The sequence below is a fragment of the Roseateles aquae genome (genome assembly GCF_032337115.1).
GTDB lineage: Bacteria > Pseudomonadota > Gammaproteobacteria > Burkholderiales > Burkholderiaceae_C > Roseateles_C > Roseateles_C aquae.
Genome location: NZ_JAVXZY010000012.1, coordinates 71,304 through 97,128, shown reverse-complemented (window position 1 = coordinate 97,128; position 25,825 = coordinate 71,304). Strand labels below are relative to the sequence as shown.

Sequence of the window (25,825 nt, the reverse complement as noted above, 5' to 3'; positions counted from 1 at the left end):
AACTCGCGTTTCTCTTTCATCCGGACTGTGACCGTCGGCCCTGGCATCGGGCGGCACCTGAAGCGCCGTCCTGACCAGATCTGCTGACCCCGCCGCCGCTGAGGAAGCCGGCCGCGGGCGCTCGCGGGCTCTCACCGGCACGGACATGAGGCCCGCGCCAGCAACTACCGCCGGTGGGGAATTTCACCCCGCCCTGAGAACGCTGCCGGCGGGCTTTGGTAGCCTGCCGACCGGCGCATTCTAGGTTGGAGCCGGCAGTCGTCGATCCGGCTCGGCCGGCCGCGAAACTTACACCCAGATGAAGTGGCATGAGCTGTCCTGTCTAAATGGGACGTCGCCAGCGCCAAAAGCCCTTGCAATCCGGTCTTTTACACGGCGGTCACGGTAGTTACCCCCTGCAGCCACTGTGAGGGCCTACGCACAATGAAGTCGATTGCAGTTTCTCGCCCTTCCATGAGCTCCCAGATCTCCGCTCCGTCGCTGAAGTCGCGCACCCTGTTCAGCCTCGTGCTGCTGGGTCTGGTCTTGGTGCTGGGCAGCAGCGCCTGGCAGCTGCAGCAGGAGCTGCGCCAGCGCAGCGAGCGCATTGCGGACGACCTGCGCGCCCTGCCGCTGCTCTACGCCGAGCCGCTGGCGTTGAGCCTGGCCGAGTCGCGCCCGGAGCGCACCCGGCAGCTGCTCAACAGCATGCTGGAGCGTCACTCGGTGCAGCGGGTCGAGTTGCTGGCCCGTAACGGGCAGCGGCTCAGCGCCCGCCAGGAGGGCGAGGAGGACGGGCCGAGCAGCCATTTCAGCGTGCAGCTGCCGGGCTCGGCCGAGTCGCTGGGCGAAGTGCAGGTGGTCGCGGCGCCGAGCAACTGGCGCACCCTGCTGGCACAAGACCATGTGCTGGAAGCGGCCTTGCAGCACCTCGGTCTGGTGCTGATGCTGGCCTTTGCCGCGGCCCTGCTGCTGGATCGCCTGCTGCTGCGCCATCTGCGCCGCATGACCGAAGACCTGGAGCGCTTCGATCCCAGCCAGCCGCCCAGCCAGCTGAGCTGGACCGACTCCGACCGTGCGCCGTTGGAGCTGCAGCAGGTCAACCGCGCCTTCAACCATGTCCAGCAAAGCGTCGATGCCCAGCTGCAACGCGAGCAGGCGCGGGTGGCGGCGCTTAACGCCGAAGTGGCGCGTCAAAGCGAGCAGCTGCGCGCCGCCGAGTTGGCACTGGAGGCCAAGAAACGCGAGTTGGCGGTGCTGAGCCGCCACGACGGCCTGACCGGGCTGGCCAACCGGCGCGAGTTTGACGACGCGCTGCGCCGCGAGTTCAAGCGTGCGCAGCGCCAGCATGCCCGGCTGGCGCTGGCGGTGCTCGATCTGGACCACTTGAAGGCCTATAACGAGGTGCACGGCCATGCCGCCGGCGACGCCTTGCTCAAGCGCTTTGCCCAGCTGCTGGCCGAGCGCTTCAAGCGCGACACCGATATGGTCGCGCGGCTGGGTGGCGAGGAATTCGCCGCGCTGCTGCCGGGTTTCGACCAGGCCTCGGCCCAGGGCCTGCTGGAAACCCTGCGCGAGGAGTGGCGTGCCTTGGCGCTGCCGCATGGCGCCAGCCCGGTGGATCAGGTGGTGACGGTGAGCATCGGCCTGGCGGCCTACAGCCCGCATCAGCCCTATCTGAGCCCACAGGCCTTGATGCAGGCCGCAGACGAGGCGCTCTACATCGCCAAGCACGCCGGCCGCGATCGGCTCAGCCTGGCGGCCTGAACAAGGGCGCCCTCAGGCGCGGCCGTGATCCTTGGCTTCGACCAGTTGCTCGTAGAACTTGCGCGCCGCGCGCAGCACCAGGGCCTCGTCCAGCTGGGCTTGAGGGGCGACCTTGTGAGCCACCTCTTCCAGCGTGCTGGGATCGCTCATCAGCGCATGCACCACTGCTGAGATCGCGCAGACGCTGCGCCGCTGAACGGCCTCCGGCATGGTCTGGGTGGCCTGCACCTCGACGTGGTGGCGCACGCTGGCCACCGCGGCCGGCGCCAGGCCCCAGCTCTCGCACAGCGCCGCACCCAGTGCATCGTGGCTGACGCCAAAGGCCGTGTGCTCCAGCTGTGTGAGTTCGCTGTCGCTGGACGCCGCGCGCAGCATGGCCGGGTAATGCGCCGGCGCATGGCGGTAGAGCACCGCCTTGCCGCATTCCTCGAACAGGCCGGCCGAATGCGCGGCCCAGGGATCAACGCCCAGCTGCTGGCCCATGCGTCCCATCAGCAGGCCGCGTTCGGCCGCGCGGCTCCAGACCGCTTCCAGCTCGGCGGCGGTCGGGAAGGCGGCACGCAGGCCCATTTCAAAGGTGATGGCCGCGACCTCGCGCATACCCAGATAGGTCAGCGCCTGATGCACCGTCTGCACCCGACCGCGCAGGCCGTAGAGCGAGGAGTTGACCGCCTTGAGCACCGCGGCCGCCAGCGCCATATCGGTCTCGACCAGGGCCGACATGGCCATCAGGTCGATGTCCTCGGCCGCCATCAGCAGGGACAGTTTGACCAGCACCTCAGGCTGGGTAGGAATCTCGATATCGAGTGCGCGGAGTTGTGGATCAACTGACATGTGATGGCCCTGGGCTGGAAGCGCACCTATGGTAGCGCTTGCGGCCGTCATCGCGGGCCAGTGAAACACCGGCCGGCTGTAACTGTCGTTTGCCGACCAAGTGGGGTGCGGCATCAGTGAGGGATCAGCGCAGGAAGGCGTCCCAGCCGGTCTTCAGGATCAGCGCGCTGACCACCAGCACGAACATGCCGCGCACAAAGCCGGCGCCGCGGGCCAGGGCCATGCGGGTGCCGATCAGGCTGCCCGCCACATTGGTCACCGCCATCACCGCGGCGACCTGCCACCAGACATGCCCCTTCAGTGCGAACAGCGTCAGCGCCGCCGCGTTGGTCGCCGTGTTCAGCAGCTTGGCGCTGGCCGAGGCGTGGAGGAAGTCAAAGCCGAGCAGGCGCACGAACAGAAAGACGAAGAAGCTGCCGGTGCCCGGCCCGAAGAAGCCGTCGTAGAAGCCGATCAAGAGGCCGATCGCGCTCGCGACCAGCGCCTCGCGGCGGCCGCTGAAGCGCGGCGCATGCTGACGGCCCATGTCCTTCTTGGCCAGCGTGTAGAGCAGCACCGCCAGCAGGATCAGCGGCAGCGCGCGGCGCAGGCCCGTGGGATCGATCAGCGTCACCGTCCAGGCGCCGGCAAAGCTGCCCAGCAACGCCGCCACGGCCGCCGGCGCCAGCGCCCCCCAAGGCAGCACGACACGGCGCGCGTACTGCACCGTGGCCCAGGCCGTGCCCCAGATGGCGCCGCCCTTGTTGGTGCCGAACAGCGTGGCCGGCGCCGCGCTGGGGTAGACGCTGAACAGCGCCGGCACCAGCACCAGACCGCCACCGCCGACCACCGCATCAACAAATCCGGCCAGCAGGGAGGCCAGGGCAACGGTCAGGAGATCAAGCATCGGCGAGCAGGCCAGGGTGGCGTGGAGACAGTGGTGGGACGGGCGGCGTTGCAGCGAACAGACGTCAACAGCGAATTGCCAAAAGCGCCGCCGCAAAGAAAACGGGCACCGTTCAGGTGCCCGCGAATTGTGACTGTGTCACTGAATTCTTTCGATTTGCTCAGCTGTAGTTTGTCTCCTCAGCCCCCGTCGGCAGGCGCTATGCGCACATAGGCTTGCGTCGAGTGCCTCAAATGTAGGCATCTGCTGAAATGCACACACTTGGGGTTTTTACGGGCGGCCGCGCACCAGAAGCGGGAGTTAGCAGGCACTCACTCTGTTGCAATCGCCGCCTTGACGGTATCTTCGTCCAGGTCTTCCCTGCACTCTTGCAGGAATCGATAGGCGTAGCCGCGCAGATAATGCCCCCGGCGCAGCGCGATGCGTGTCGTATTGGCGCTGAACAAGTGTTGCGCAGGCAACAGTTGCAAACCCGGGTCGCGCTGCGGTTCGACCGCCATCGCGGCGACGATGCCCACGCCCAGACCGATCTGCACATAGGTCTTGATCACATCGGCATCCAGGGCCGACATCACGATGTCCGGGCTCAGCCCGGCGCCGGCAAAGGTGGCGTCGATGCGCGCCCGGCCGGTGTAGCCCTCGTGATAGGTGATCAGCGGGTGTTCGGCCAGCGCCTCCAGCGTCAGCGGCTGCACGGCCGCCAGCGGGTGGCCCTCGGGCACGACGACGGCATGGTGCCAGTCGTAGAAGGGAAAGGTGACAAAGGGGTCGACGCTGTCCAGCGCCTCGGTGGCGATGCCGATATCGGCTTCGCCGGACTGCAGCATCGACACAATCTCGGCCGGGCTGCCCTGGTGCAGCACCAGGTGCACCCGCGGATAGGCCGCCTTGAAGCGGGCCACCACCTGCGGCAGCGCATAGCGGGCCTGGGTGTGGGTGGTGGCAATCGTCAGCCGACCTTGCTCGCTGTTGGAGAACTGCTCGGCCAGGCGCTTGATATTGCGGGCGTCCAGCAGCATGCGATCGACGATCACCGCCAGCTCCTTGCCTGGCTCGGTCAGGCCGAGCAGGCGTTTGCCGCGGCGCACGAACAGCTCGACGCCGAGCTCATCCTCCAGGTCCTTGATGTGCTTGGACACGCCGGACTGCGAGGTGAACAGCGCCGCCGCCACCTCGGTCAGGTTGAAGTTCTGCTGAACCGCCTCGCGGATGATGCGCAGCTGCTGAAAATTCATCGCTTCAGTATCCCGTTTTGGCGTCGCCGCTTCACGCCGCTTCGAACAGGCTCAGCCGGGTGGCGTTCAGGCGCACCTGCTGGCCGCTTTGCAGCTGCAGGCTCAGCGCCTGCTCGCGGCTCAGCTCGGCTTCCAGATGCTGGCCGTTCGGGCCGGTCAGCTCGACCCGCGCCGAGGCGCCGAAGCTCAGCACCCGTTCGACCCGGGCGCTGATGCCTTCGGCGCCCGGTGTGGTCAGGATCTGCAGCTCATGCGGGCGGGCGTAGGCCTGCACCAGACCGGCGCCGACGCCAGCCAAGCCATGGTTGAGCTGATGCTCGCCGACATGGATGACGCTGCCCTCGGCCCGGCCCTCGAAGCGGTTGACCGCGCCGAGGAAGCCGTAGACAAAGGGCGTGGCCGGCTTTTCATAGACCTCTTGCGGGCTGCCGATCTGCTCGACCTTGCCATGGTCCATCAGCACGACGCGATCGGCCACTTCCAAGGCTTCTTCCTGGTCATGGGTGACGAAGATGCTGGTGATGTGCAGCTCGTCGTGCAGGCGGCGCAGCCAGCGGCGCAGCTCCTTGCGCACCTTGGCATCGAGCGCGCCAAAGGGCTCGTCGAGCAGCAGCACGCGCGGCTCCACCGCCAGCGCGCGGGCCAGGGCGATGCGCTGACGCTGGCCGCCGCTGAGTTGCGGCGGGTAGCGATCGGCCAGCCAGTCCAGCTGCACCAGGTTCAGCAGCTCGTGGACCTTTTTCTTGATCTCGCTCTCGCTGGGGCGCTCCTTGCGTGGCTTCACGCGCAGGCCGAAGGCGACGTTGTCGAACACCGTCATGTGGCGGAACAGCGCGTAGTGCTGGAACACGAAGCCGACCTGGCGTTCACGCACATGGGTGTCGCTGGCGTCCTCGCCGTCGAGCAAGACCTGACCCCGGTCAGCCGTCTCCAGCCCGGCAATGATGCGCAAGAGCGTGGTCTTGCCGCAGCCCGAGGGGCCGAGCAGGGCGACCAGCTCGCCGGTCGGGAAATCCAGGCTGACATCGCCGAGCGCGGTAAAGCTGCCGAAGGACTTGTGGATGTTGCGGACTTGGATGCTCATGGGGCTTCCTTCACGGCGCGATGGGCGCGCCATTCAACAAACTGTTTGAGAACGAGAGTCACCAGGGCCAGCAGCGCCAGCAGCGAGGCCACGGCAAAGGCCGCGGCGAACTGGTACTCGTTGTAGAGGATCTCGACATGCAGCGGCAGCGTGTTGGTGTAGCCGCGGATATGGCCGGAGACGACCGAGACCGCGCCGAACTCGCCCATGGCCCGTGCATTGCACAGGATCACGCCATAGAGCAGGCCCCACTTCACATTGGGCAGCGTCACATGCCAGAAGGTCTGCCAGCCGCTGGCGCCCAGCACGGTGGCCGCCTCTTCCTCATCACGCCCCTGGGCCTGCATCAGCGGGATCAGCTCGCGGGCCACGAAGGGGAAGGTCACGAACACGGTGGCCAGCACGATGCCGGGCACGGCGAAGATGATCTTCAGATCGTGGGCCTGCAACCAGGGCCCGAACCAGCCCTGGGCGCCAAACAGCAGCACATAGACCAGACCGGCCACCACCGGCGAGACCGAGAAGGGCAGATCGATGAAGGTGATCAGCAACTGCTTGCCGCGGAAATCATGCTTGGCAATCGCCCAGGCCGCGCTGACACCGAAGACCAGGTTCAGCGGCACCGAGATCAGCGCCGCGATCAGCGTCAGCTTGATCGCCGAGACCGCATCGGCCTCGACCAGCGCCGCGAAATACACATCCCAGCCCTTGCGCAGCGCCTCGTAGAACACCGCGATCAGCGGCATCAGCAGGAACAGCGCAAAAAAGGCCAGGCCCAGCGTCAGCAGCGTGATCCGCACCCAGGGTGCTTCGCGGGTGGCGGGGTTGCTCTGGTAGCGGCCTCTAGGGCGTTGTCCCAGGGCCATTGTTGTTGATCCGCTCATGGATGTCGTGGCTCCAGCTGATTTTTTCGAGCGACACCCGAGGATCCGGCTCCGCCGGTCCTTCGGGTGTGCCCCCGCGAGGGGGCGCGCGAAGCGCGTAGGGGGTGAGTCATTTCCGGCGCGAACTCCAGGCCTGCAAGCCATTGATGGCCAGCAGCAGGATGAAGCTGAACACCAGCATCACCGCGGCGATGGCGGTGGCGCCCACATAGTCGTACTGCTCCAGCTTGGAGATGATCATCAGCGGCGTGATTTCGCTGACCATGGGCAGATTGCCGGCGATGAAGATCACCGAACCGTATTCGCCGACGGCGCGCGCAAAGGCGAGCGCAAAGCCGGTCAGCAGGGCCGGGGTCAGCGTCGGCAGCACGACCAGGCGGAAGGTCTGCCAGCGCTGTGCGCCCAGCGAGGCCGCCGCCTCTTCCAGCTCGGTCTCCATGTCCTCCAGCACCGGCTGCACCGTGCGCACGATGAAGGGCAGGCCGATGAAAATCAGCGCCACCAGGATGCCCAGCGGCGTGAACGCCACCTTGATGCCCCAGGGTTCCAGCAGCTTGCCGATCCAGCCGTTGCCGGCATAGAGCGCCGTCAGCGCAATGCCGGCCACCGCGGTGGGCAGGGCAAAGGGCAGGTCGATCAGCGCGTCCACCAGCTTCTTGCCCGGGAACTCATAGCGCACCAGGCTCCAGGCCAGGATCAGCCCAAAAAACAGATTGATCGCAGCCGCCAGCAGCGAGGCACCAAAACTCAGCTTGTAGGAGGCCACGACACGCGGCGAGGTGGCCGCTGCCCAGAAGGCATCAAAACCATGGCCGGCCGACTTGATGAACACCGCCGACAGCGGAATCAGCACCAGCAGCGACAGATAAAACAGTGTGAAGCCCATCGTCGGTCCGAAACCGGGCAGCACGCGACGCGGCTTGCGCTTTTTGACGGCCGGTGCCGCCACAGGGGCGCCCAAAACAACAGTATTCATTCAAGTCTCCGGCGGTTCGCTGCAGTCACAGCGCTCAGCCCAGCGACGCCCGAGGATCCGGCTGTGCCGGGCCTGCGGGCGTGCCCCCTTGAGGGGCTGAGGCCGGACACGAAAGCTCCGGTGGAGCTTTCGTTGCCTGCCGAAGGGCCGAGCCGTTGGCTCGGCGCGGCCTGCAAGGCCGCGCGAAGCGCGTAGGGGGTGGTCCATGCCTAGCGTTTGATGGCGGCTTGGATTTGGTCGTAGGTGCCGCCATCGGCAAAGTGCGTCTTGCCGACCTTGTCCCAGCCGCCCAGCAGTTGGTCGACGCTGAACAACTTGATGTCGGCAAAGCGCTGTGCATGGCGCTTGAACACGGCCGGGTCGCGCGGGCGGAAGTTGTTCTTGGCGATCAGCTCCTGGGCCTCCGGCGTGTAGAGGAAGTCCAGATAGGCCTTGGCCAGGGCCGTCGTGCCCTTCTTGGCCGCCACCTTGTCGACAATGGCCACCGGCGCATCGGCCTCGATGGACACGGAAGGGTTGACGACCTCGAACAAGCCCTTGCCGAACTCGTTCTCGATCAACTCGGCTTCGCTTTCAAAGGTCAGCAGCACATCGCCAATGCTGCGTTGGGTGAAGGTGGTGGTGGCGCCGCGGCCGCCGCCATCAAGCACCGGCACATTCGCAAAAATCTTGCTGACCAGCTCACGGGCCTGCGCCTCGCTGCCGCCCTTGGCGATCACACTGCCCCAGGCCGCCAGATAGCTGTAACGGCCGTTGCCGGTGACCTTGGGGTTGGGGATGATCACGCCAACGCCGGGCTTGGCGAGATCGCCCCAGTCCTTGATGCCCTTGGGATTGCCCTTGCGCACCAGAAACAGAATCGTCGAGCTGTAGGGCGCGGCGCCGTTGGGGAAGCGCTTGCGCCAGTCGGCCGGGGTCAGCCCCCTCTCGGCCAGCGCGTCGATATCGGTGGCCTGGTTCATCGTCACCACATCGGCTTCCAGGCCGCCGATGACGGCACCGATCTGCTTGCTGGAGCCGCCGTGCGACTGGTTGATCGTCAGCTGATGGCCGGTCTTGGCCTTCCACTGCGCCGCAAAGGCCGGATTGACCTGCTTGTACAGCTCGCGGCTGACGTCGTAGGAGGCATTCAACAGCGTGTCGGCGCCGGTCTGCGCCAGGGCCGGCAAGGCGGCCGTGGCGACGAGCAGGGTCGCCAGCAGCGAATTCAGGGGCTTGGTCAGCTTCATGCGTTTCTCGAGCGTTGGCCGCGGTTTTTAGACAGAGTCCGCAGAATGCCAAGACTTGCTTATTCGAGGAACGATAGTTTTTGTATTTGCTTATCCAGAAAATGCTTATTCGGAGGGCTGATAAGCCAGGTTGAAGCCGCTTCTGCCTGGCCCAAAGGTCCAGCCCCGTGGTGGGTATGCCACCCGCCATACCCCTATGACACCCCATTGGGCACACCCACCACAGACTGGACGGTAGGCGCCGAAGCCGCAGGCTTCGGCGCGAATGACAAGCTGATCGCCGCTCAAACCTGGGCCAGCGCCTGGTCCAGATCGGCCAGCAGATCGTCGATATGTTCGATGCCGATGGACAGGCGCACCGTGTCTTCGCCAACACCGGCCTGGTCCAGCTCGGCCGGCGAAAGCTGGCGGTGGGTGGTCGAGGCCGGATGGGTGGCCAGCGACTTTGCATCGCCGATATTGACCAGACGGGTGAACAGCCGCAGTGCGTCCAGGAACTTGGCACCGGCCTCACGGCCACTCTGGCCCGCGCCGGGCTTGAGGCCGAAGGTCAGCACGCCCGAGGCCTTGCCGCTCAGGTATTTCTTGACCAAGCCATGGTCGGGATGCTCGGGCAGGCCGGCGTAGTTGACCCAGCCCACCTTGGCATGACCCTTCAAATGCTCGGCCACCTTCTGCGCGTTGTCACTGATGCGCTCGACGCGCAGCGCCACCGTTTCAATGCCCTGCAAAATCAGGAAGGCATTGAAGGGCGACAGCGCCGCGCCGGTATTGCGCAGCGGCACCACGCGGGCCCGGGTGATGTAGGCCGCCGCGCCGGCCGCCTCGGTGTAGACGACGCCGTGGTAGCTGACATCGGGCGCATTCAGGCGCTTGAAGCGGGCCTTGTGATCGGCCCAGGGGAAGCTGCCGGCGTCGATGATGGCGCCGCCAACGGCCGCACCGTGGCCGCCCAGGTATTTGGTCAGCGAATGCACGACGATATCGGCGCCATGCTCGATCGGCCGGCTCAGCACCGGGCTGGGCACGGTGTTGTCAACAATCAGCGGCAGGCCATGGCGATGCGCCAACTCGGCAAAGCGGGCGATATCGGTGACATTGCCCTGCGGATTGCCCAGTGCCTCTACAAAGATGGCCTTGGTGCGCTCATCGATCAGCGCCTCGAAGCTCTCCGGCCGGCGGTAGTCGGCAAAGCGGGTCTCGATGCCGTACTGCGGCAGCGTGTGCGCAAACAGGTTGTAGGTGCCGCCGTACAGCGCGCTGGACGACACGATGTTGTCGCCGGCCTCGGCAATGGTCAGGATGGCATAGGTGACGGCCGCCTGGCCCGAGGCCAGCGCCAGCGCGCCGATGCCGCCTTCCAGCGCGGCCAGGCGCTGCTCCAGCACCTCATTGGTCGGGTTGTTGATGCGGGTGTAGATCGGCCCGGCGGCCTTCAGATCGAACAGGTCGGCCGCGTGCTGGGCGCTGTCGAAGGCGTAGGCGACGGTCTGGTAGATCGGCACGGCAACCGCCCGGGTGGTTGGATCGGGCCGGTAGCCGGCATGCACCGATCGCGTCTCAAAACGCCAATTGGCCTGATGGTTCTGCTCGTTCTGGCTCATGATGACTCGCCCTCCTGCTGGCTGCTGTGATGGGAACGAAGGCTAGGGCCCGACGCGCACGGCGTGAACGACGATGCATGCATATGCTTGTGCGCGAATCACGGGAGCCGCGCATGGCAAGTCCAACGCGACGGGCCAATGCCTGCATGCTGGCCGCCCATGACCGGGCGCTGGCCGTGCTGCGGAAGCAAGGCGGCCTTGACGCCGACAAGTCCTCAGGCGCCTAGCGGCCCGATGTAGCGGGCTCGCGGCCTGATCAGCGAGCCCTGCGCCTGCTGCTCGCGCGCATGAGCAATCCAGCCTGCCGAACGGCCGAGCGCAAACAGCACGCTGCCGGCGTGCAGCGGCCAGCGCCGCGCAGCGCCGAGCGCTCCCAGGGCCCAATCGGCATTCGGTGCCCTGCCACTGCGCGACGCAGCTGCTTGCCCGATCGCCAGCACCCGCTGGCTTCGCAGACAGGTTCCGCTGGTGCGCGCCAGCAGCGTCAACAGCAAGCGGCCGCGTGGATCGCCATCAGCGTAGAGAGGATGGCCCAAGCCCGGCAGCGCGTCGCCATGGTCGGCCAGGGCCTGCGATGGATCCAAGCGGGCCAGGGCCGAGTCCAGCAGCTGGCGAACCGCCAGGCTGCCGCCGCCATGCTGCGGCCCGCTCAAGGCGGCCAATGCGGCGCCCAACGACGCCGCCAGGCTGGCGCCGGTGGCAGCCACGCAGCGCAGTGCGAAGGTCGAGGCATTGAGTTCATGGTCGGCCAGCAGCACCAAGGCAGCGCGGATCAGTTCTGCATCAAGCTCACCCAGCCCCCAGGCCTGCGCCACCTGCAGGTGCAGCGGCTGCAAGGAGGGCGGCCGCGCCAGCAGCAGCGCGGCCAACACCCGCATCAGATCGACAGCCTGCGCAAGTGGCTCATCGCTGCAGGCGCTCGCCTCGGTCAGCGCCGCATAGAGCGGCAGCATGGCCTTGGCGCGCTCCAGTGGTGGCTGTTCGCTCAGGGCCTGCAGTACGGGCATCAGCTGGGCCTGCGGCCAGCATGGCAGCCAGCGTTCGAAGGCATTGGCCTGCGGCGGCAGCCCCCAGAGCAGGGCTGCGGTCTGCTCCAGGCTGGCGCGCTCGGCCAGCTGCAGCGGATCACGGCCTCGGTAGCGCAGCTGCCCGTTGACGATGCCCGAGACCGAGGTCTCCAGCACCGGCATCCCCCAGCTCATCGCCGCCGTGGCCACATGGCCGGCGCGCTTGGCATCGGCACGGCGCGCGGCCAGCTGCAAGACCTGATCGCGCCCGTAGCTCTTGCGACGCCCGGCGCCCGGCGCACTGGCCTCCAGCAAACCGCGGCTGACATAGGCATAGAGCGTGGCCAGGCTGACGCCCAGAATCTCGGCCGCAGCGCGGGCCGACAGCCGCTCCGGCAGTGGCGTGTTGGAGTGACTGGCTGACCCATCCATGGCCCGATTGTCGGTGCTGCGCGGCACCGCCTGCATCGGCCGCGTGCCGACGCCGCCACTTGATTCGCCGAATCAAGATTGACGCTGACAAGGCCCGCTTCCTAGACTGCGGCAGCCCTTTCACCTCACGAGACAGCAGCCATGCTCAGTACCGGGCCGCTCAGCCGGCCAGCCTTTCGCCGCTTCTACCTGGCCAAGCTCTGGTGCAATCTGGGCGCTGCTCTGCAGGGCTTTGCCACTGTCTGGCTGATGGCCAGCAGCTCGCCGGCCGCGCTGGACATCGCGCTGGTGCAGACCTTGGCCAGCGCGCCCCTATTGCTGCTGACGCTGCCGGCCGGTGTGCTCGCCGATTTGCTGGATCGGGCCACGCTGCTGTTCTGGGTGCATGGCGGCATCGCCTTGCTGGCGCTGCTGGTCGGCCTGGCCGCGCTGCAGCTGGCACTGCCTGTCAGCGGCCTGTTGATGCTCAGCGCCTGCAGCGGCATCGCCACCGCCCTGCTGCTGCCCGTTTGGCAGGCCTGCGTGGCCGGCCAGGTCGAGGCCGAGGAGCTGCCTGAGCTGGCCTTGCTGAACAACCTCAGCTTCAATGCGGCAGCCTTGCTCGGGCCGGCCATCGGCGCGCTGCTGCTTGGCCACCTGGGCAGCAGCCGCGGCGCGGCCTGGCTCTACCTCCTGCATGCACTGCTGAGCCTGCCGATGCTGGCCTGCTGCTGGCGCGCGCGGCGCCTGAGCGGCCGGCCGGGCCCCTCGGCCCAACGCCTGGTGCGGGCACTGGGCAGCGGCCTGCGCACGGCCTGGAGCGATGCCAGCTACCGACAGTTGCTCGGCTGCAGCCTGCCGGTCTTTGCGGCCTGCAGCGCCTTGCCCAGCCTCTTGCCGCTGCTGGTGCGCGACGTGCTGCACGGCCGGGCCGGACTGCTGGGCAGCCTGCAGCTCGCCATGGGCAGCGGCGCGGTGCTGGTCGGGCTGACACTGCCCGCATTGCGGCGCCAGTGGCGCGTGCCATCGACGCTGCCTGGGCTGGCGCTGCTGCTGTATGGGCTGGCGCTGCTGGGCCTGGTGCTGGCGCCCAGCCTGCCGCTGCGCCTGGCCTGCATGGTCGCCGCGGGCATGGCCTGGGCCATCATCGTCAGCGCGGCCAATGCCCAGGCCCAGGCCGCATTTGGCGAACGCCTACGCGCCCGCACGCTGGCGCTCTACCTGATGGCGGTGGCGGCAGGGCAGACCCTGGGCAGCCTGGGCTGGGGCCTGCTGGCCGAGCGCGCTGGCGCCATCAACACGCTGGTACTCGCTGCGATCGCCCTCATCGCCATGGCCGCCTCGGGCTCAAGCCCCTTGACTCGCGCCCGCCCCCTGAAACCCCCTACCGTCACCGCTTGATTCGATGAGCACGCACAGCCCCTTTCTTCTACGAACCCTGCAAGCCGATGACACCGCAGCGCTGCTGCAGTTCGAGCTGGCCAACCGCGAGTGGTTCGAGCGCCATGTCGCACCGCGCGGTGCCGCCTTCTACAGCCACGACGCCGTGCAAGCCCATATCGATCAGGCGCTGGCGGAGCACCGGGCCGGTCGCTATCACCCCAATCTGCTGCTGGACCGACGCGGCGCCATCGTCGGCCGTGTCAATCTGAAGGACATCGAGGCCGGCCGGGCCGAAGTGGGCTACCGCATCGCTCAGCAGGCGGCGGGCCGCGGTGCGGCCAGCGCCGGGCTGGCGCAGCTGATCGCGCTGGCCCGCGCTCACTGGGGGCTGCAGACGCTGGAGGCGCTGGTCGCCGAAGGCAACCCGGCCTCGGCGCGGGTGCTGGAGAAGGCGGGGTTCGTCTGCGTCGAGCGAATGACCGCGCTGGCCGAGATTGCCGGCGTCAGCCGCAATGGCGCGCGCTACCGGCTGGCGCTCAGCGCGGCGACAGCGGATTGAACAGCGGCTTGAAGCCGAAAGGATCGTCGGCCTCGGGATCGACGCTGACGCGCACTGCATGTATCTCCTGCTCGCCGAAGACCTGCAGGCGCAGTAGATTGCGCAAGACCTGACCCTTGTCCGGCCCGTCGACGGCCTTGAAGGGCCGGTCGATGGTGAAGCGGTGGCTGTCGCCATGGACCAGCAGCACCGGCTTGCCCCAGGCCTGCGCGGCCGGCAGCAGCGTGCCCTCGAACAGGCTGCTGAAGCCGCTGTGCGTGGGCCAGTCGGTCCAGGCGCTGCGGCTCTCCAGCGGATCGGCCTGCATGGCCAGCACCACGGCGCGGGCATTGATGGCGCGGGCGCGGTCAAAGGCGGCGCGTACCCAGGCCCGGTTGGCCTCGTCGCGGGCGAAGAATTCCTGCACCGCCTTGATGTCGCGGGCCTCGAAATTGTTGTTCGAGCCGATCACATGCAGGGTCACGAACAAGACGCCCTCGCGCTCGAAGCGCAGGTTTTCGCGGTACAGCGCGTAGGCCGGCTGCAGCTCACTCTGGCGTTCCACCGCCAAGGGTTTGGCGCCCAGCGTGCGTGGCGTGGCGAAGAACATCTCGCGCAGCTTGGCCAGGCGTTCAAGCGGGTCGTAGCCCCCGGCCTTGGGGCGGTGGCAGTCGGTCCATTCGTTGTCGCCCGGGGTGTAGACCAGCGCGCCGGCAAAGCTGTTGAAGAAGTTCAGCTGATTGCCGAACTCCTCATCGCTGCAAGGCGAGCCGCCACTCTTGAAATCGCCGACATGAATGGTGAAGCTCGGCTGCACGGCATTGATCTGTTTGATCAGCTGCGCATAGGCCGGGTAGGCCTGCTCGCGGGCGCCGTAGGGCATGTCGCCGATGGCGATGAATTCGAAGGGCGCGGCCTGGGCCGCGCCGAGCGCGACGGCGGAAAGCACAGTGGCCAGCAGGCGGCGTGGCAGCTTCATGTCAGGGCTCCGGTTTCTGGGTGTTCGGTGCGCGGCTCGCGCGGGCCGCGCAGATCGATGACGACGGTATGGGCGGTCTTGTCCTGGATGGCCTGCCGGTTCGGATCCCAGAGCAGTTGGATGAAGCCCAGTCCGCCGGTGGCCATGCCGGCGGCATAGCCGCCATAGCGCTTGAGCGCCTGCAGCACCGTCATCGGTTTGTTGGTCAACTCGCGCACCTGCAGGCCCATCAGCCTCTTGCCCAGCGTCTGCCCGGGCCACAGCACCGGCAGCAGCGAGAAGTAGACGATGGCCCAGCCGAAGCCGGTGCCGATGTCGTCGGCCATTTGATGCAACTGCTGGCGCAGATTGAAGCCGCGATGCTTGCGCGCCGCCTTCAGCTCGGCTTCCAACTGCTCGACGCGAGCTTCCAGCGCCTCGGTGGCGGCTGCGCCGGCGGTCTCGGCGGCGACCTCAGCGCTGGTCTCGGCCTCGGAAGCCGCAGGGTCTGCCTTGACGCCCTCCTGGGCCACGCTGGCGGGCTTGCCGCTGTCGCGACGCACCGCACCGCTGCCGTGCCACTCGTCCCAGGCGGCCACACCGCCCAACAGGCCACTGAGCACGACGATCACCCAGCCCGCCTTGCGCCAGCGCTGACCCAGGCCGGCGCTCAAGCGCGGCACGGCCAGCACCAGGGCCAGCCCACCGGCCAGCAGCAGGAAGAAGTTGCCGAAGGGGCTGAGCACACCGATCACAGCCAGGTCGATCAGCATCGCCAGCCCGCGACGCTTGGGCGTGGCCAGCGGCTGGCCCAGCAGCGCCGGCGCGACATTCAGTTCGTCCGGGCTGACCCAGGCTTGGCGTTGGCGAAGAGTAGAGAGTGGAAATTTCATGGTGAACCAAACACAAGCGGCGACTGTAGCGCCTGCCACGATCCGGCGCAGACTCAGAACTCGGCATACAGGCGCACAGCGTACGCACTGAGCGGGCGGCGACGGCTCGATGACAGCGCTCAATCCAGCGCCGAGAAAACGACGCTGGCGCGCAGGCCGCGGCCATCGGCGCCTTCGTCCAGCACCAGCCGCGCGTGCATCAGATCGGCATAGCGGCGCACGATGGACAGGCCCAGGCCGGCGCCCTCGCCGAGCTGGTGGGCGGCCGGGCCCTGCTGCCAGCGGTGCATCAGGCCCTGGCGCTGCGTCACCGGTATGCCGGGGCCTTGGTCGCTGACGCTGAGCCAGATTTCGCCGGCTACCCGCTGCAGGTCGACGCTGAGCGGGCTGAGTGGGCTGGGCAGCGCCCGCGGCGCGGCGCCTTCAGCCACGCCCATGCGGCCATAGCGCAGCGCGTTGTCGAGCAGATTGCCCAGCAGCCCCTCGAGCAGCGCACGATCGGCGCGCACCCAGACCGGCTCGTCCAGCCCGCTGGCGCCCAGTGCCATGCCGGCCCGGTCGGCCAGCGGCAGATAGCGCAGCAGCAGCTCGCGCACCAGCTCATCGAGCCGCAATCGCTGCAGCGGCACCGCGCTGCCGGCCTCGTTGGCCAGCGCCAGCGCCAGCAGCTGATCGACCAGATGGCTGGCCCGCTGCTGGCTCAGCAGCACCGCCATCAGCTGCTCGCGCCACTGCGCCGGCTGCTGCTGGCTGAGCCCATATTCGGCCGCGGCGCGCACGCCGGCCAGCGGCGTCTTCAGCTCGTGGGCCACATTGCCGGCAAATTCACGCTGCGCCGCCACGCCGGCCGCCACCCGCGCCAGCAGCGCATCAATGGCCTCGCTGAGGCCCTGCACATCGCGGCTGCCGGCCTGCTCCAGCAGACCCGCGGGCAGTGGCGCGAGATCGGCCGCATCGCGCTGGCCGAGCTGCTGGCGCAATCGCTTGAGCGGCTGCAGATCGTCGCGTATCACGCGGCGCAGCCAGAGCGCCAAAGCCAGCAGCAGCAGTGCCTGCGGAATCACCGAGAACAGCACCAACTGGTTCAGCAGCGCCTTGCGGCTGCTGGTGGTCAAGGCAACGATGATGTGCACCGGTGCCGGCTGCTGGCGCGCCAGCACGACGGCGCGCAGATCGCGGCCCTCGAAGCGCAGATCGACGAACTGCACCTCGCCATCGCTCGCGTCGTAGCGGGCCGGCAGCCGCAGCCCCGTATGGCCGGCGACGAGCTGCTGCCGCGCATCGAGCACGGTGAAGAAGACCTGCTCACTCTGGTCATAGAGCACGGTGCGCAGATCGCTGTCGCTGATCTGCAGCTGCAGCTGCCCTTGCTGACCTTTCAGATGCGCGGCCAGCAGCAGGGCATCGTCCAGCATCGAGCGGTCAAAGGCGCGCTGGGTGAAGTAGGACGAAATGCCCAGTGCCACGCCGCTGCCCAGGGCCCAGGTCAGCAGCAGCGGACCCATCACATGGCGCAGCAGGCGCGAGCGCAGCGAGGGCCGGCGCGCCGCGGTCGCGGGCAGCGGCGCCTGCTCGCTATCGGCAAAGCCCGGCGCGGATGAAGGCGGCCGCTTCACGCCTGCACTTCGATCAAATAGCCCAGGCCGCGCAGCGTGCGGATGCCGGCACCGCTGCCCTGCAGCTTCTTGCGCAGCCGCGACACGAACACCTCCAGCGCATTGGCGCCCAGGGCCACGTCGAAGTCGGACAGCTTGTCCGACAGGCTGGCCTTGTTGACGACGCGGCCCGGCGGCGTCATCAGCTCCCACAGCACCGCATGCTCGCGGGCCGGTAGTGCCAGCTCCTGGCCGGCGATGAAGAAGCGCCGGGTGCGTCGGTCCAGCAGCAGCTCACCCAGCTGTACCCGGTCGTCCAGATCGAGCCGGCGGCGCACGATGGCGCGCAGCCGCGCCTCGACCTCGGCCAGCTCGAAGGGCTTGCCCAGATAGTCGTCGGCCCCGGCATCGAGGCCGGCGATGCGCTCCTCGGTGCGGTTGCGCGCGGTCAGCACCAGCACCGGCGTGCGATCGCCGCGCTGGCGGGCCTCGCGCAGGGCCTGCAGGCCATTGCCATCGGGCAGGCTCAGGTCCAGGAGCACGGCATCGACCGGCTGGATGCGCCACAGATAGCGCGCCTGCTCCAGCGTCTCGGCCGCATCGACCAGATGGCCGGCCTCTGCCAGGCTGCTCCGCATGATCTGGGCCAGCGTGGGATCGTCTTCGACAAGCAGGATGCGCATGGCCGCCACGGTAGCGCAAAAGCGCCTGGCGGGCTGCCTCAGTCGTCGTGCTCCACGCACTCCGGGCTGTCGCAGATCAGGCCGACGGCCAGCATCGCGTCGAGCAGTGCTTCACGCCATCCCTCGGCCTCTGCTGGCGCTTGCGGCTCGGCCTGGGTCCGAGGGGCAGGGTTGAGTGCAGTCAGTGGGCGCACCGACTCTTGGCGAGGCGCAGGCGCCACGCGCGCGCGCTCTGTCACCACAGCCATCGCTTCTTCAGCGCTGATGAGCGGCTGAGCCTGCAGCGCGAACAGCGCCATCAGGCACGCTGCGCAAAGCATGGCTGATCGGGTTCTCATCGCTGTCCTTCCTGCTGCTGGCTGCCCTCGGCAACCGTGGCGCTGATTCTAGGAAGCGAGCCCAGAAACGATTGCAAAGAATTGCTTCTGTGGCGTCAAAGGTAGACGAAGTGACGCCGCAAGCCGAGAAGAGACGAGAAGCACCGTCGACCGTCGAGCCGCTAAAATCGGTGCCCTGCCGTACACCCTTGGGCGATCAACACGCCCCGCCAGCACCATGATTCGCATCACCGAACTGCGCCTGCCCTTGGACCATGCCGAGGACGCGCTGCGCCCGGCCATCCTGGCCCGGCTGGGCCTGAAGAGCGCCCAGCTGCAAGACTTCCACATCTTCAAGCGCGGCTACGACGCCCGCAAGAAGACGGCCATCACGCTGATCTACACGATCGACTGCACGCTGGCCGACGCCGACGACGAGGCCGCGCTCTTGCAGCGCTTGGCCGGTGACGCCCATGTGCGCGTGACGCCGGACACGGCCTACAAGTTCGTCGGCCACGCGCCGGCCGACTTCTATGCGACGGACACCCACCATCGCCCGCTGGTCATCGGCTTCGGCCCCTGCGGCATCTTCGCCGCGCTGATCCTGGCGCAGATGGGCTTGCGGCCCATCGTGCTGGAACGCGGTAAGACGGTGCGCCAGCGCACCAAGGACACCTGGGGCCTGTGGCGCGAGCAAAAGCTGAACCCTGAATCGAATGTGCAGTTCGGCGAGGGCGGTGCCGGCACCTTCTCCGACGGCAAGCTGTGGAGCCAGATTTCCGACCCGCGCCACCTGACCCGCAAGGTGCTGACCGAGTTCGTCAAGGCCGGCGCGCCGGAAGAGATTCTGTTCGTCAGCAAGCCGCATATCGGCACCTTCCGCCTGGTCAGCATGGTCGAGAAGATCCGCCATGACATCGAGGCGCTGGGCGGCGAGATCCGCTTCGAGCAGCGCGTCACCGATCTGTTGATCGAGCGCGACGGTGAGGGCCAGCTGCATGCCCGCGGCGTGACGCTCGCCAGCGGCGAGCAGCTGCGCAGCGATCACATCGTCATCGCGCTGGGCCACAGCGCCCGCGACACCTTCACGATGCTGCACGAGCGCGGCGTCTTCATGGAGGCCAAGCCCTTCTCGATCGGCTACCGCATCGAGCATCCGCAGGGCGTGATCGACCGCGCCCGCTTCGGCCCCAATGCCGGCAACCCCATCCTCGGCGCGGCCGACTACAAGCTGGTCCACCACGCCAGCAACGGTCGCTCGGTCTACAGCTTCTGCATGTGCCCCGGCGGCACCGTGGTGGCGGCCACCTCGGAGCCCGAGCGCGTGGTCACCAATGGCATGAGCCAGTACTCGCGCAATGAGCGCAATGCCAATGCCGGCATCGTCGTCGGCATCAACCCCGAGGACTACCGGCAGGATGGCAAGCGCGATGGCAGCAAGGTGAGCCCGCTGGACGGCATGGCTTTTCAGCGCATCTGGGAATCGCGTGCCTACGAGCTCGGCGGTGGCGGCTATCTGGCGCCCGGCGCCCTGGTCGGCGATTTCATCAAGCGCCAGAAGAGCAGCGCGCTGGGCAGCGTCGAGCCGAGCTACAAGCCCGGCGTGCAGCTGACCGATCTGCAGCAACAAGGCCGCGGCAGCCTGCCCGACTATTGCCTCGACGCGATCCGCGAGGCCCTGCCCGCCTTCGGCCGCCAGATTCGCGGCTTCGACATGAACGACGCGGTGCTGACCGGCGTCGAGACCCGCACCTCCTCGCCGCTGCGTGTGACCCGTGGCCGCGACTACCAGAGCCTCAATGTGCGCGGCCTGTTCCCGGCCGGTGAAGGCGCGGGCTATGCCGGCGGCATCATGTCGGCCGGCGTGGACGGCATCGAGGTCGCCGAGGCGCTGGGGCGCGATCTGCTCGGGCAGGGCTGATCAGCCGCGCGTCCAGGCCAGCTGCAGGCTGACGAAATCCGCCATTGCCGCGCGCAGGCCCTCGGCCAGCGCGGCCGGTTCACCGAGCTGTTGCAGCGCCAGCGCAGCGGCCTCCAGCGTTGACAGCTGGTGCGCCGCCGGCGCGCGGCGCAGCGGGGCATAGAGTGGCGCCGCGGCGCTGTCGATTTGCAGCGGCAGCCGGGGCAGCTGCTGCAGCCAGTGGTTCTCATGCAGCAGGCGCAGGCTCTTGCGCCAGGTGGCATCCAGCAGCACCAGGCGCAGTGTGGCCGGATCGGCGAGCCGCTCGGGCTGCAGCGGCGGGGTCAGGTCTTGCGGACCGGCGCTTGGTGGGTAAAGCAGCAGCGTGTAGCGACCCTCATCGGGCGGCGGCTCGAACTGCTTGCCCACCTGCAGCGTGCAGCGGCTCAGGCAGCGCTTGAGCAGGGCGGCCGTGCCCTTGGCCTCTGTCGCTTCCTGCGGATGCTGCAGGATCAGCAGCTCGACACGGTTATCCAGCGGCCGTACGCAGGCGCACAGGCAGGCGCGAAGCGGTCGTTCGCAACCTGGGCATTGCACTCGCCGGGTGGAGCTACTGGGTGCGCTGGCTGGCATGCGGTCGAAAGCAGGAGAGAGCGACGCCGAAGGTCAATAGCGGCTCACATCTATCGCCCAGCGCATGGCAAGCACCCGTGCACAGCCGCCATAAGGTGAGACAGAGTGAGGGCGCGAAGAACCTATCGTCATCGAATCGAGGTGGGCATTGGCTACAGTGCGCTCACTATGACAGCAATCCCGCCGACGCCTCGCACCAGCCCCGTTGAAGACAGCACAGGGTCAGGTCTTGACCAGGCACCGCCCGCGCCCACGTTCTGGCAGGCCCTGGCCTTCTGGCTGAAGCTGGGTTTCATCAGCTTTGGCGGCCCGGCCGGCCAGATCGCGGTGATGCACACCGAGCTGGTCGAGCGGCGGCGCTGGATCAGCGAGCGGCGCTTTCTGCACGCCTTGAACTACTGCATGGTGCTGCCCGGCCCGGAAGCACAGCAGCTGGCCACCTATATCGGCTGGCTGATGCACCGCAGCTGGGGCGGCATCGTGGCCGGCGCGCTGTTCGTGCTGCCCTCGCTGGCCATCCTCATCCTGCTGTCCTGGATCTACATCGCCTTTGGCCAGCAGCCGCTGGTGGCCGGGCTGTTCTTTGGCATCAAGCCAGCGGTGACGGCCATCGTAGTGCAGGCCGCCCATCGGATCGGCTCGCGGGCACTGAAGAACCGCTGGCTGTGGCTGATTGCTGGCGCCTCATTGGCGGCCAATACGCTGCTGGGTATCGGCTTTCCGCTGATCGTCGCCGCCGCAGCCTTGATCGGCCTGGCCGGCGCGCGGCTCGCGCCGGCGGTGTTCAGCGCGGGCGGCGCTGGCCATGGCGGCGCGGCACTGAAAACTTACGGCGCCGCGGTGATCGACGACCACACGCCCAGCCCACCCCATGCCCGCTTCAGCGTGCCGCGGCTGGCGCAGGTGCTGGTCATCGGCGGCCTGCTCTGGCTGCTGCCGATGGCCGCCTTGCGCCTGGGCCTGGGCGAAGGCAATGCCCTGACGCAGATGGCCTGGTTCTTCACCAAGGCGGCGCTACTGACCTTTGGCGGCGCCTACGCGGTGCTGCCCTATGTCTACCAGGGGGCGGTGCTGCAGCAGGGCTGGCTGAGCGCGCCGCAGATGATGGACGGCCTGGCGCTGGGCGAGACGACGCCGGGCCCGCTGATCATGGTGGTGGCCTTCGTTGGCTATGTGGGCGCCTACCAGCATCCGCTGGCGGCCGGCTTCGCGCCCGATCAAGCGGCGCTGGCCGGCGCGGTGGCCGCGGCACTGGTGACCTGGTTCACCTTCCTGCCGTCCTTCATCTTCATCCTGGCCGGCGGCCCGCTGGTCGAGGCCACCCACCAGGACCTGAAGTTCACCGCGCCGCTGACGGCGATCACCGCCGCGGTCGTCGGCGTCATCATCAGCCTGGCGCTGTTCTTCGCCTACCACCTGCTGTGGCCAACGGGCTTTGGCGGCCGCTTCGAGCTTGTCTCCGCCGCCATCGCGCTGGCCGCTGCCATCGCGCTGCTGCGCTTCAAGCGCGGCGTGATGGAGGTGATTGCGGTAGCGGCGCTGCTGGGGCTGGCGCTTCGGTACTGAACTCAGGTGGGGCTGTCCATGATTTCTCATCTCCCCCTGGGGGCGCCGATTTCGACCGGGCCTTCGCCCTCTGCGCGGCCCTTTGCCCCTGGCTGCTAGCGCCTGTTAGGACGAAGCCCGCCTGATGCGTCACCGCACCAATCGCCGTGAACGAAGCGCAGAAGGAAGTCGGGGTCACTGCCCCGGCAAGGCGTCGCAACGACGTACCCGGCGATTGTCGGATCAAGGAGCGGCATGCACACTCAGCCCGGCTCGAACGCCAGCCAGTTCAGCTTCCAGCCAGGCTCCAGCGATAGCAAGCGCAGCTGATGACGCCCGGCCGGGAGTTCCACGATCGGCCCCGCAAAGCCTTGCCATTTGCGACTGCCGCCGGTGGCCGCAAAGGCCTGCGTGGCCAGCGGTTGTCCGTCAAGGCTGAGGCTCAGACCCGCGTTGGCATTCAAGGTGGCGGCGCGAAAGCTCAGGCGGTAGCGGCCGGCCGTCTTGACCTCGATGCTGTACTCGGCCCAGGCATCCTTAGGCACGCCGGCTGGTCCGGTAATGTTCAGACCGGCCTGCGCTTCATCGGCGTCCTCCATCGCGGCAATCGTGCCCACGGCCACATCGGCCATCGCATTGAAGTCCTCGGCCTGGACGCGGCCGGGCAGCACATGGACCAGATCCGCCGTGCTGACGACGGCGCTGCGCTCGCTGAGGCGATCACGATTGAAGGCCATCACCGCATAGCTGTGCTTGCGAGCCGGCGCCGTCTCGTCGACATAACGCCCGCCTTGAACGTCATTGGCGATCGTCTCCAACTCGCCGCCTGCACTGTGGCTGCGCAGCACGCGGTAGCCGAGCAGGCCTGCCTGCGCCGACGCCTGCCATCGCAGTTCGATGCGACCATCGGCAGCGTTGCTCAGCGTCAGGCCGGCTGGCGCTGCCGGAAAGGGCAGCCGAGCGGCGCGGCGCTGGCGTTCTGCCTGCTGTGCCGCGGCCAGCTCTCGCTCGAAGGCCGGCGTGCCCATGGCCGCCTGGCCATCGGCAGCCCCATCGAGCGCCAGGCGGAAGCCTTCTATGCCTCCGACGGCATCGTCGGGTCGGTAGTCACGGGTGCGCAGATCGGCGCCGCGCCAATGCCAGGCGCCACCGCGCAGCGCATGGATCGCGCATTCCGGTGTCTGCAGCGCTCGACCATCACTGGGCGCGTCCTCATAGCCCGGCTTCCAGCAGTCCTGCAGATACTCGGCCACATTGCCTATCATGTCGTGCAGCCCCCAGGGGTTGGCCTCGTACATGCCCACCACCGTCGCGAAGCCGGCACCGTCGTCGCACTGCTCGACACCGCCCATATAGCTCAGGTAGGTGGCACCAAGGCGTTTCATTGCGGCGGACTCGCCCTCGCGGTCTGACACATTCCCATGCCTGCAGACGACCGGCTTTGCGGCGTTTTCCTCGAAGTAGTACTTGCCGACGCTGCCCGCTCTTGCGGCGTACTCCCACTCAGCTTCGCTGGGCAGGCGATAGGGCTTGCCCGTCTCGCTGGCGAGCCACTTCGCATAGGCATTAGCGGCCGCCCAGCCAACGCAGACGACGGGCTGGAAGTCGCTGTCGGTCAAGGCATTCTTGTCCCAGGAGCCGGGTGTGGGGCCAGCGCTGAACCAGTTGTTCGTTGGCTCATGGATGCATTGCTGCGGCGCCTGATAGCCGGTGGCGGCGATGAACTGGCGAAACTCTCGGACCGTGACTTCGTACTTGCCCAGGCTGAAAGGCTTCAGGCGAACCGAGTGCACCGGCAGCGATTCGGCATCAATCGCATCTTCCTGCCCATAGCGCGGGCTGCCGCCCATGCGCAGCTCGCCGGCAGGGATGCTGCGCATCGGTGGCTCGATCAAGGCGACAGCGGCAGCGCGGGCCGGCAGCTGAACTGCCGTGGCGCCTGCGCATGCGCAGGCCAGAGCAAGGGCGGAGAACTTCAGAGTAGGTGAGAGCATCGGTGAGCGGCATAGCGGGTGGCGAAACGCCCTTCGCGCCTGGGCGGCAGGGCTGCGATCCACTTGACCAGGTGGCCAAGCTGCGCGAATTCTGTGAAAACGGCGCATGCGCTGCTGGGCTCAAGCGACGAGTTCCGGATGCGCCGGCACCAATCACGACAGGCGCGGACGAATCTGCCGCTGCACCGCGTCCGGCCGAAAGCCAGGCTGCGGTCCAAATGCAAAAAAGCCCGCCCTGCCCCGGTGAGGAACAGGTCGGGCGTGCTCTGACGCCAGAGCAAGCGAGGGCTGGAGCGCCTCGCGAGGAGGCGGCTCACGGGCCATCGAGGAGACAAATGGTCTGGGGTCTGGGGCTGGCGATCAGCGGCCGGGCGTGTAGATCTGATCGAACACGCCGCCGTCGTCGAAATGGGTCTTCTGCGCCAGGCGCCAGCCGCCGAACAGCTCGTCGATGGTGAACAGCTTCACCGGCGCGAATTGCTTGGCGTATTGCGTGGCGATCTTCGGGTCGCGCGGACGGTAGTAGTTCTTGGCCGCGATGGTCTGGCCTTCGGGGCTGTAGAGGTATTCCAGATAGGCCTGGGCCTGCTTGCGGGTGCCCTTCTTGTCGACGTTCTTGTCGACCACGGCCACCGGCGGCTCGGCCAGCACCGACAGACTGGGCGTGACGATCTCGAACTTGTCCGGGCCCAGCTCCTTAACCGCCAGATAGGCCTCGTTCTCCCAGGCGATCAGCACGTCTCCGATGCCGCGCTCGACGAAGGTGGTGGTCGAGCCGCGAGCGCCGGAGTCCAGCACCTTGGTGTTGGCATAGATGCGCTTGACGAAGGCCTTGGCCGAGTCGGCAGTGCCGCCGGGCTGCTTCAAGGCGAAGCCCCAGGCCGCCAGATAGTTCCAGCGCGCGCCGCCCGAGGTCTTGGGATTGGGCGTGATCACATCGATGCCCGAGCGGGCCAGATCGGGCCAGTTCGTGATGTGCTTGGGATTGCCCTTGCGGACCAGGAAGACGATGGTCGAGGTGTAGGGGCTGGCATTGTTGGGCAGGCGCTTCTGCCAATCGGCCGGGATCAGCTTGCCGTTGTCGTGCAGGGCATCGAGGTCGTAGGCCAGCGCCAGCGTGACGACATCGGCGTCCAGGCCGTCGATCACCGAACGGGCCTGCTTGCCCGAACCGCCATGCGACTGCTTGACCGTCACCGTCTCGCCGGTCTTGGCCTTCCAGTGCTCGGCGAAGGCGGCATTGAAGTCTTGATACAGCTCGCGCGTCGGGTCATAGGACACATTGAGCAGATTGACCTGCTGGGCCTGCGCCAGCGAAGCGCCCAGCAGCAGCGCGGCGACAGAGATCAGGGACAGGGTGCGACGAATGGGGTTCACGATGTTCCGATGCATGGCAGTAGGGGATGAACCGCACTGTAGACAGCGCCTCGCGCCCCGTGAACCAATTACTTCTGCAATGCTTAGCAAGAGTTTTGCATCAGAAACCGCAT

Annotated in this window: 22 protein-coding genes and 1 riboswitch; of the genes, 5 read left to right on the top strand and 17 right to left on the bottom strand. The window is 67.5% G+C overall.

Features of this window, described 5'->3' with window-relative positions; genetic code table 11:
* Positions 1–3 precede the first annotated feature (3 nt).
* A riboswitch (FMN riboswitch) is annotated at positions 4–205 on the bottom strand.
* Between the two features lie 248 nt (positions 206–453).
* Positions 454–1,746, top strand: coding sequence for a GGDEF domain-containing protein (locus RQP53_RS22335; protein WP_315652919.1), 1,293 nt, complete (start codon positions 454–456; stop codon positions 1,744–1,746).
* Between the two features lie 12 nt (positions 1,747–1,758).
* Here the strand turns inward: RQP53_RS22335 and RQP53_RS22330 are convergent, their stop codons facing one another.
* The 9 genes from RQP53_RS22330 to RQP53_RS22290 all read right to left on the bottom strand — a co-directional run bounded on the left by RQP53_RS22330 (position 1,759) and on the right by RQP53_RS22290 (position 11,917).
* Positions 1,759–2,580, bottom strand: a complete 822-nt coding sequence (locus RQP53_RS22330; RefSeq protein WP_315652918.1) for an HDOD domain-containing protein — start codon at positions 2,578–2,580, stop codon at positions 1,759–1,761.
* A 124-nt stretch (positions 2,581–2,704) separates the two neighbouring features.
* Positions 2,705–3,466 carry a sulfite exporter TauE/SafE family protein gene (locus tag RQP53_RS22325; RefSeq protein ID WP_315652917.1) on the bottom strand — a complete coding sequence of 254 codons (762 nt, stop codon included), beginning with the start codon at positions 3,464–3,466 and terminating at the stop codon, positions 2,705–2,707.
* Positions 3,467–3,777: 311 nt separating this feature from the next.
* Complete coding sequence (locus tag RQP53_RS22320; protein WP_315652916.1) at positions 3,778–4,701, bottom strand: CysB family HTH-type transcriptional regulator; 924 nt, start codon at positions 4,699–4,701, stop codon at positions 3,778–3,780.
* A gap of 31 nt (positions 4,702–4,732) precedes the next feature.
* On the bottom strand, positions 4,733–5,785 hold the full coding sequence (locus RQP53_RS22315; protein WP_315652915.1) for a sulfate/molybdate ABC transporter ATP-binding protein: 1,053 nt from the start codon (positions 5,783–5,785) through the stop codon (positions 4,733–4,735).
* Positions 5,782–6,651, bottom strand: a complete 870-nt coding sequence (gene cysW, locus RQP53_RS22310) for a sulfate ABC transporter permease subunit CysW (protein WP_315652982.1) — start codon at positions 6,649–6,651, stop codon at positions 5,782–5,784. The genes RQP53_RS22315 and cysW overlap by 4 nt, the downstream gene beginning before the upstream one ends.
* A gap of 127 nt (positions 6,652–6,778) precedes the next feature.
* Positions 6,779–7,645: a sulfate ABC transporter permease subunit CysT gene (cysT, locus tag RQP53_RS22305; RefSeq protein ID WP_315652914.1), complete on the bottom strand. Its 867-nt coding sequence runs from the start codon at positions 7,643–7,645 to the stop codon at positions 6,779–6,781.
* Positions 7,646–7,854: 209 nt separating this feature from the next.
* Complete coding sequence (locus tag RQP53_RS22300; protein WP_315652913.1) at positions 7,855–8,874, bottom strand: sulfate ABC transporter substrate-binding protein; 1,020 nt, start codon at positions 8,872–8,874, stop codon at positions 7,855–7,857.
* 284 nt (positions 8,875–9,158) lie between these two features.
* Positions 9,159–10,478, bottom strand: coding sequence for an O-acetylhomoserine aminocarboxypropyltransferase/cysteine synthase family protein (locus tag RQP53_RS22295; RefSeq protein WP_315652912.1), 1,320 nt, complete (start codon positions 10,476–10,478; stop codon positions 9,159–9,161).
* Positions 10,479–10,693: 215 nt separating this feature from the next.
* Positions 10,694–11,917, bottom strand: a complete 1,224-nt coding sequence (locus RQP53_RS22290) for a citrate synthase family protein (RefSeq protein ID WP_434064141.1) — start codon at positions 11,915–11,917, stop codon at positions 10,694–10,696.
* 141 nt (positions 11,918–12,058) lie between these two features.
* Here RQP53_RS22290 and RQP53_RS22285 point away from each other — a divergent pair, with 141 nt between their 5' ends.
* Positions 12,059–13,297 carry an MFS transporter gene (locus tag RQP53_RS22285; RefSeq protein ID WP_315652911.1) on the top strand — a complete coding sequence of 413 codons (1,239 nt, stop codon included), beginning with the start codon at positions 12,059–12,061 and terminating at the stop codon, positions 13,295–13,297.
* Positions 13,298–13,301: 4 nt separating this feature from the next.
* On the top strand, positions 13,302–13,838 hold the full coding sequence (locus RQP53_RS22280; RefSeq protein WP_315652910.1) for a GNAT family N-acetyltransferase: 537 nt from the start codon (positions 13,302–13,304) through the stop codon (positions 13,836–13,838).
* Here the strand turns inward: RQP53_RS22280 and RQP53_RS22275 are convergent.
* The 5 genes from RQP53_RS22275 to RQP53_RS22255 all read right to left on the bottom strand — a co-directional run bounded on the left by RQP53_RS22275 (position 13,816) and on the right by RQP53_RS22255 (position 18,245).
* Positions 13,816–14,796, bottom strand: coding sequence for a metallophosphoesterase (locus RQP53_RS22275; protein ID WP_315652909.1), 981 nt, complete (start codon positions 14,794–14,796; stop codon positions 13,816–13,818). The two genes, RQP53_RS22280 and RQP53_RS22275, sit on opposite strands and share 23 nt — an antisense overlap.
* Positions 14,793–15,668, bottom strand: coding sequence for an RDD family protein (locus RQP53_RS22270; protein WP_315652908.1), 876 nt, complete (start codon positions 15,666–15,668; stop codon positions 14,793–14,795). The genes RQP53_RS22275 and RQP53_RS22270 overlap by 4 nt, the downstream gene beginning before the upstream one ends.
* Before the next feature lie 119 nt (positions 15,669–15,787).
* Positions 15,788–17,284 carry a sensor histidine kinase gene (locus tag RQP53_RS22265; protein ID WP_315652907.1) on the bottom strand — a complete coding sequence of 499 codons (1,497 nt, stop codon included), beginning with the start codon at positions 17,282–17,284 and terminating at the stop codon, positions 15,788–15,790.
* Entirely contained in the window at positions 17,281–17,946 is a 666-nt protein-coding gene (locus tag RQP53_RS22260; RefSeq protein ID WP_315652906.1) for a response regulator transcription factor, read from the bottom strand. Before RQP53_RS22260 ends, RQP53_RS22265 begins: the two co-directional genes overlap by 4 nt.
* Positions 17,947–17,984: 38 nt before the next feature.
* The gene (locus RQP53_RS22255) at positions 17,985–18,245 is read right to left on the bottom strand and encodes a hypothetical protein (protein WP_315652905.1); all 261 of its coding nucleotides are present in this window, start codon (positions 18,243–18,245) and stop codon (positions 17,985–17,987) included.
* A gap of 256 nt (positions 18,246–18,501) precedes the next feature.
* On the opposite strand from RQP53_RS22255, the gene RQP53_RS22250 reads away from it, so the two are divergent.
* A complete protein-coding gene (locus tag RQP53_RS22250) occupies positions 18,502–20,184 on the top strand; it encodes an NAD(P)/FAD-dependent oxidoreductase (RefSeq protein ID WP_315652904.1) in 1,683 nt (560 codons plus the stop codon).
* Here the strand turns inward: RQP53_RS22250 and RQP53_RS22245 are convergent, their stop codons facing one another.
* Positions 20,185–20,760 (bottom strand): tRNA-uridine aminocarboxypropyltransferase, encoded by a 576-nt coding sequence (locus RQP53_RS22245; protein ID WP_315652903.1) that lies wholly within the window; start codon positions 20,758–20,760, stop codon positions 20,185–20,187.
* A gap of 204 nt (positions 20,761–20,964) precedes the next feature.
* Here RQP53_RS22245 and chrA point away from each other — a divergent pair, with 204 nt between their 5' ends.
* Positions 20,965–22,362, top strand: a complete 1,398-nt coding sequence (gene chrA, locus RQP53_RS22240; protein WP_315652902.1) for a chromate efflux transporter — start codon at positions 20,965–20,967, stop codon at positions 22,360–22,362.
* A gap of 242 nt (positions 22,363–22,604) precedes the next feature.
* On the opposite strand, the gene RQP53_RS22235 is transcribed toward chrA, so the two are convergent.
* Both RQP53_RS22235 and RQP53_RS22230 read right to left on the bottom strand, forming a co-directional pair.
* Positions 22,605–24,221: an SUMF1/EgtB/PvdO family nonheme iron enzyme gene (locus RQP53_RS22235; protein ID WP_315652901.1), complete on the bottom strand. Its 1,617-nt coding sequence runs from the start codon at positions 24,219–24,221 to the stop codon at positions 22,605–22,607.
* A 474-nt stretch (positions 24,222–24,695) separates the two neighbouring features.
* Complete coding sequence (locus RQP53_RS22230; protein WP_434064140.1) at positions 24,696–25,727, bottom strand: sulfate ABC transporter substrate-binding protein; 1,032 nt, start codon at positions 25,725–25,727, stop codon at positions 24,696–24,698.
* Between the last annotated feature and the right edge of the window lie 98 nt (positions 25,728–25,825).

Bases quoted from the DNA above. Each gene is read 5' to 3' on its own strand.
- RQP53_RS22330 (WP_315652918.1), bottom strand. From the start codon at position 2,580: ATGTCAGTTGATCCACAACTCCGCGCACTCGATATCGAGATTCCTACC.
- cysW (WP_315652982.1), bottom strand. From the start codon at position 6,651: ATGGCCCTGGGACAACGCCCTAGAGGCCGCTACCAGAGCAACCCCGCC.
- RQP53_RS22290 (WP_434064141.1), bottom strand. From the start codon at position 11,917: ATGGATGGGTCAGCCAGTCACTCCAACACGCCACTGCCGGAGCGGCTG.
- RQP53_RS22335 (WP_315652919.1), top strand. From the start codon at position 454: ATGAGCTCCCAGATCTCCGCTCCGTCGCTGAAGTCGCGCACCCTGTTC.
- RQP53_RS22255 (WP_315652905.1), bottom strand. From the start codon at position 18,245: ATGGCGCTGTTCGCGCTGCAGGCTCAGCCGCTCATCAGCGCTGAAGAA.
- RQP53_RS22260 (WP_315652906.1), bottom strand. From the start codon at position 17,946: ATGCGCATCCTGCTTGTCGAAGACGATCCCACGCTGGCCCAGATCATG.
- RQP53_RS22300 (WP_315652913.1), bottom strand. From the start codon at position 8,874: ATGAAGCTGACCAAGCCCCTGAATTCGCTGCTGGCGACCCTGCTCGTC.
- RQP53_RS22315 (WP_315652915.1), bottom strand. From the start codon at position 5,785: ATGAGCATCCAAGTCCGCAACATCCACAAGTCCTTCGGCAGCTTTACC.
- RQP53_RS22320 (WP_315652916.1), bottom strand. From the start codon at position 4,701: ATGAATTTTCAGCAGCTGCGCATCATCCGCGAGGCGGTTCAGCAGAAC.
- RQP53_RS22275 (WP_315652909.1), bottom strand. From the start codon at position 14,796: ATGAAGCTGCCACGCCGCCTGCTGGCCACTGTGCTTTCCGCCGTCGCG.
- RQP53_RS22230 (WP_434064140.1), bottom strand. From the start codon at position 25,727: ATGCATCGGAACATCGTGAACCCCATTCGTCGCACCCTGTCCCTGATC.
- RQP53_RS22250 (WP_315652904.1), top strand. From the start codon at position 18,502: ATGATTCGCATCACCGAACTGCGCCTGCCCTTGGACCATGCCGAGGAC.
- RQP53_RS22325 (WP_315652917.1), bottom strand. From the start codon at position 3,466: ATGCTTGATCTCCTGACCGTTGCCCTGGCCTCCCTGCTGGCCGGATTT.
- RQP53_RS22270 (WP_315652908.1), bottom strand. From the start codon at position 15,668: ATGAAATTTCCACTCTCTACTCTTCGCCAACGCCAAGCCTGGGTCAGC.
- RQP53_RS22285 (WP_315652911.1), top strand. From the start codon at position 12,059: ATGCTCAGTACCGGGCCGCTCAGCCGGCCAGCCTTTCGCCGCTTCTAC.
- RQP53_RS22295 (WP_315652912.1), bottom strand. From the start codon at position 10,478: ATGAGCCAGAACGAGCAGAACCATCAGGCCAATTGGCGTTTTGAGACG.
- chrA (WP_315652902.1), top strand. From the start codon at position 20,965: ATGACAGCAATCCCGCCGACGCCTCGCACCAGCCCCGTTGAAGACAGC.
- RQP53_RS22280 (WP_315652910.1), top strand. From the start codon at position 13,302: ATGAGCACGCACAGCCCCTTTCTTCTACGAACCCTGCAAGCCGATGAC.
- cysT (WP_315652914.1), bottom strand. From the start codon at position 7,645: ATGAATACTGTTGTTTTGGGCGCCCCTGTGGCGGCACCGGCCGTCAAA.
- RQP53_RS22235 (WP_315652901.1), bottom strand. From the start codon at position 24,221: ATGCGCAGCATCCCTGCCGGCGAGCTGCGCATGGGCGGCAGCCCGCGC.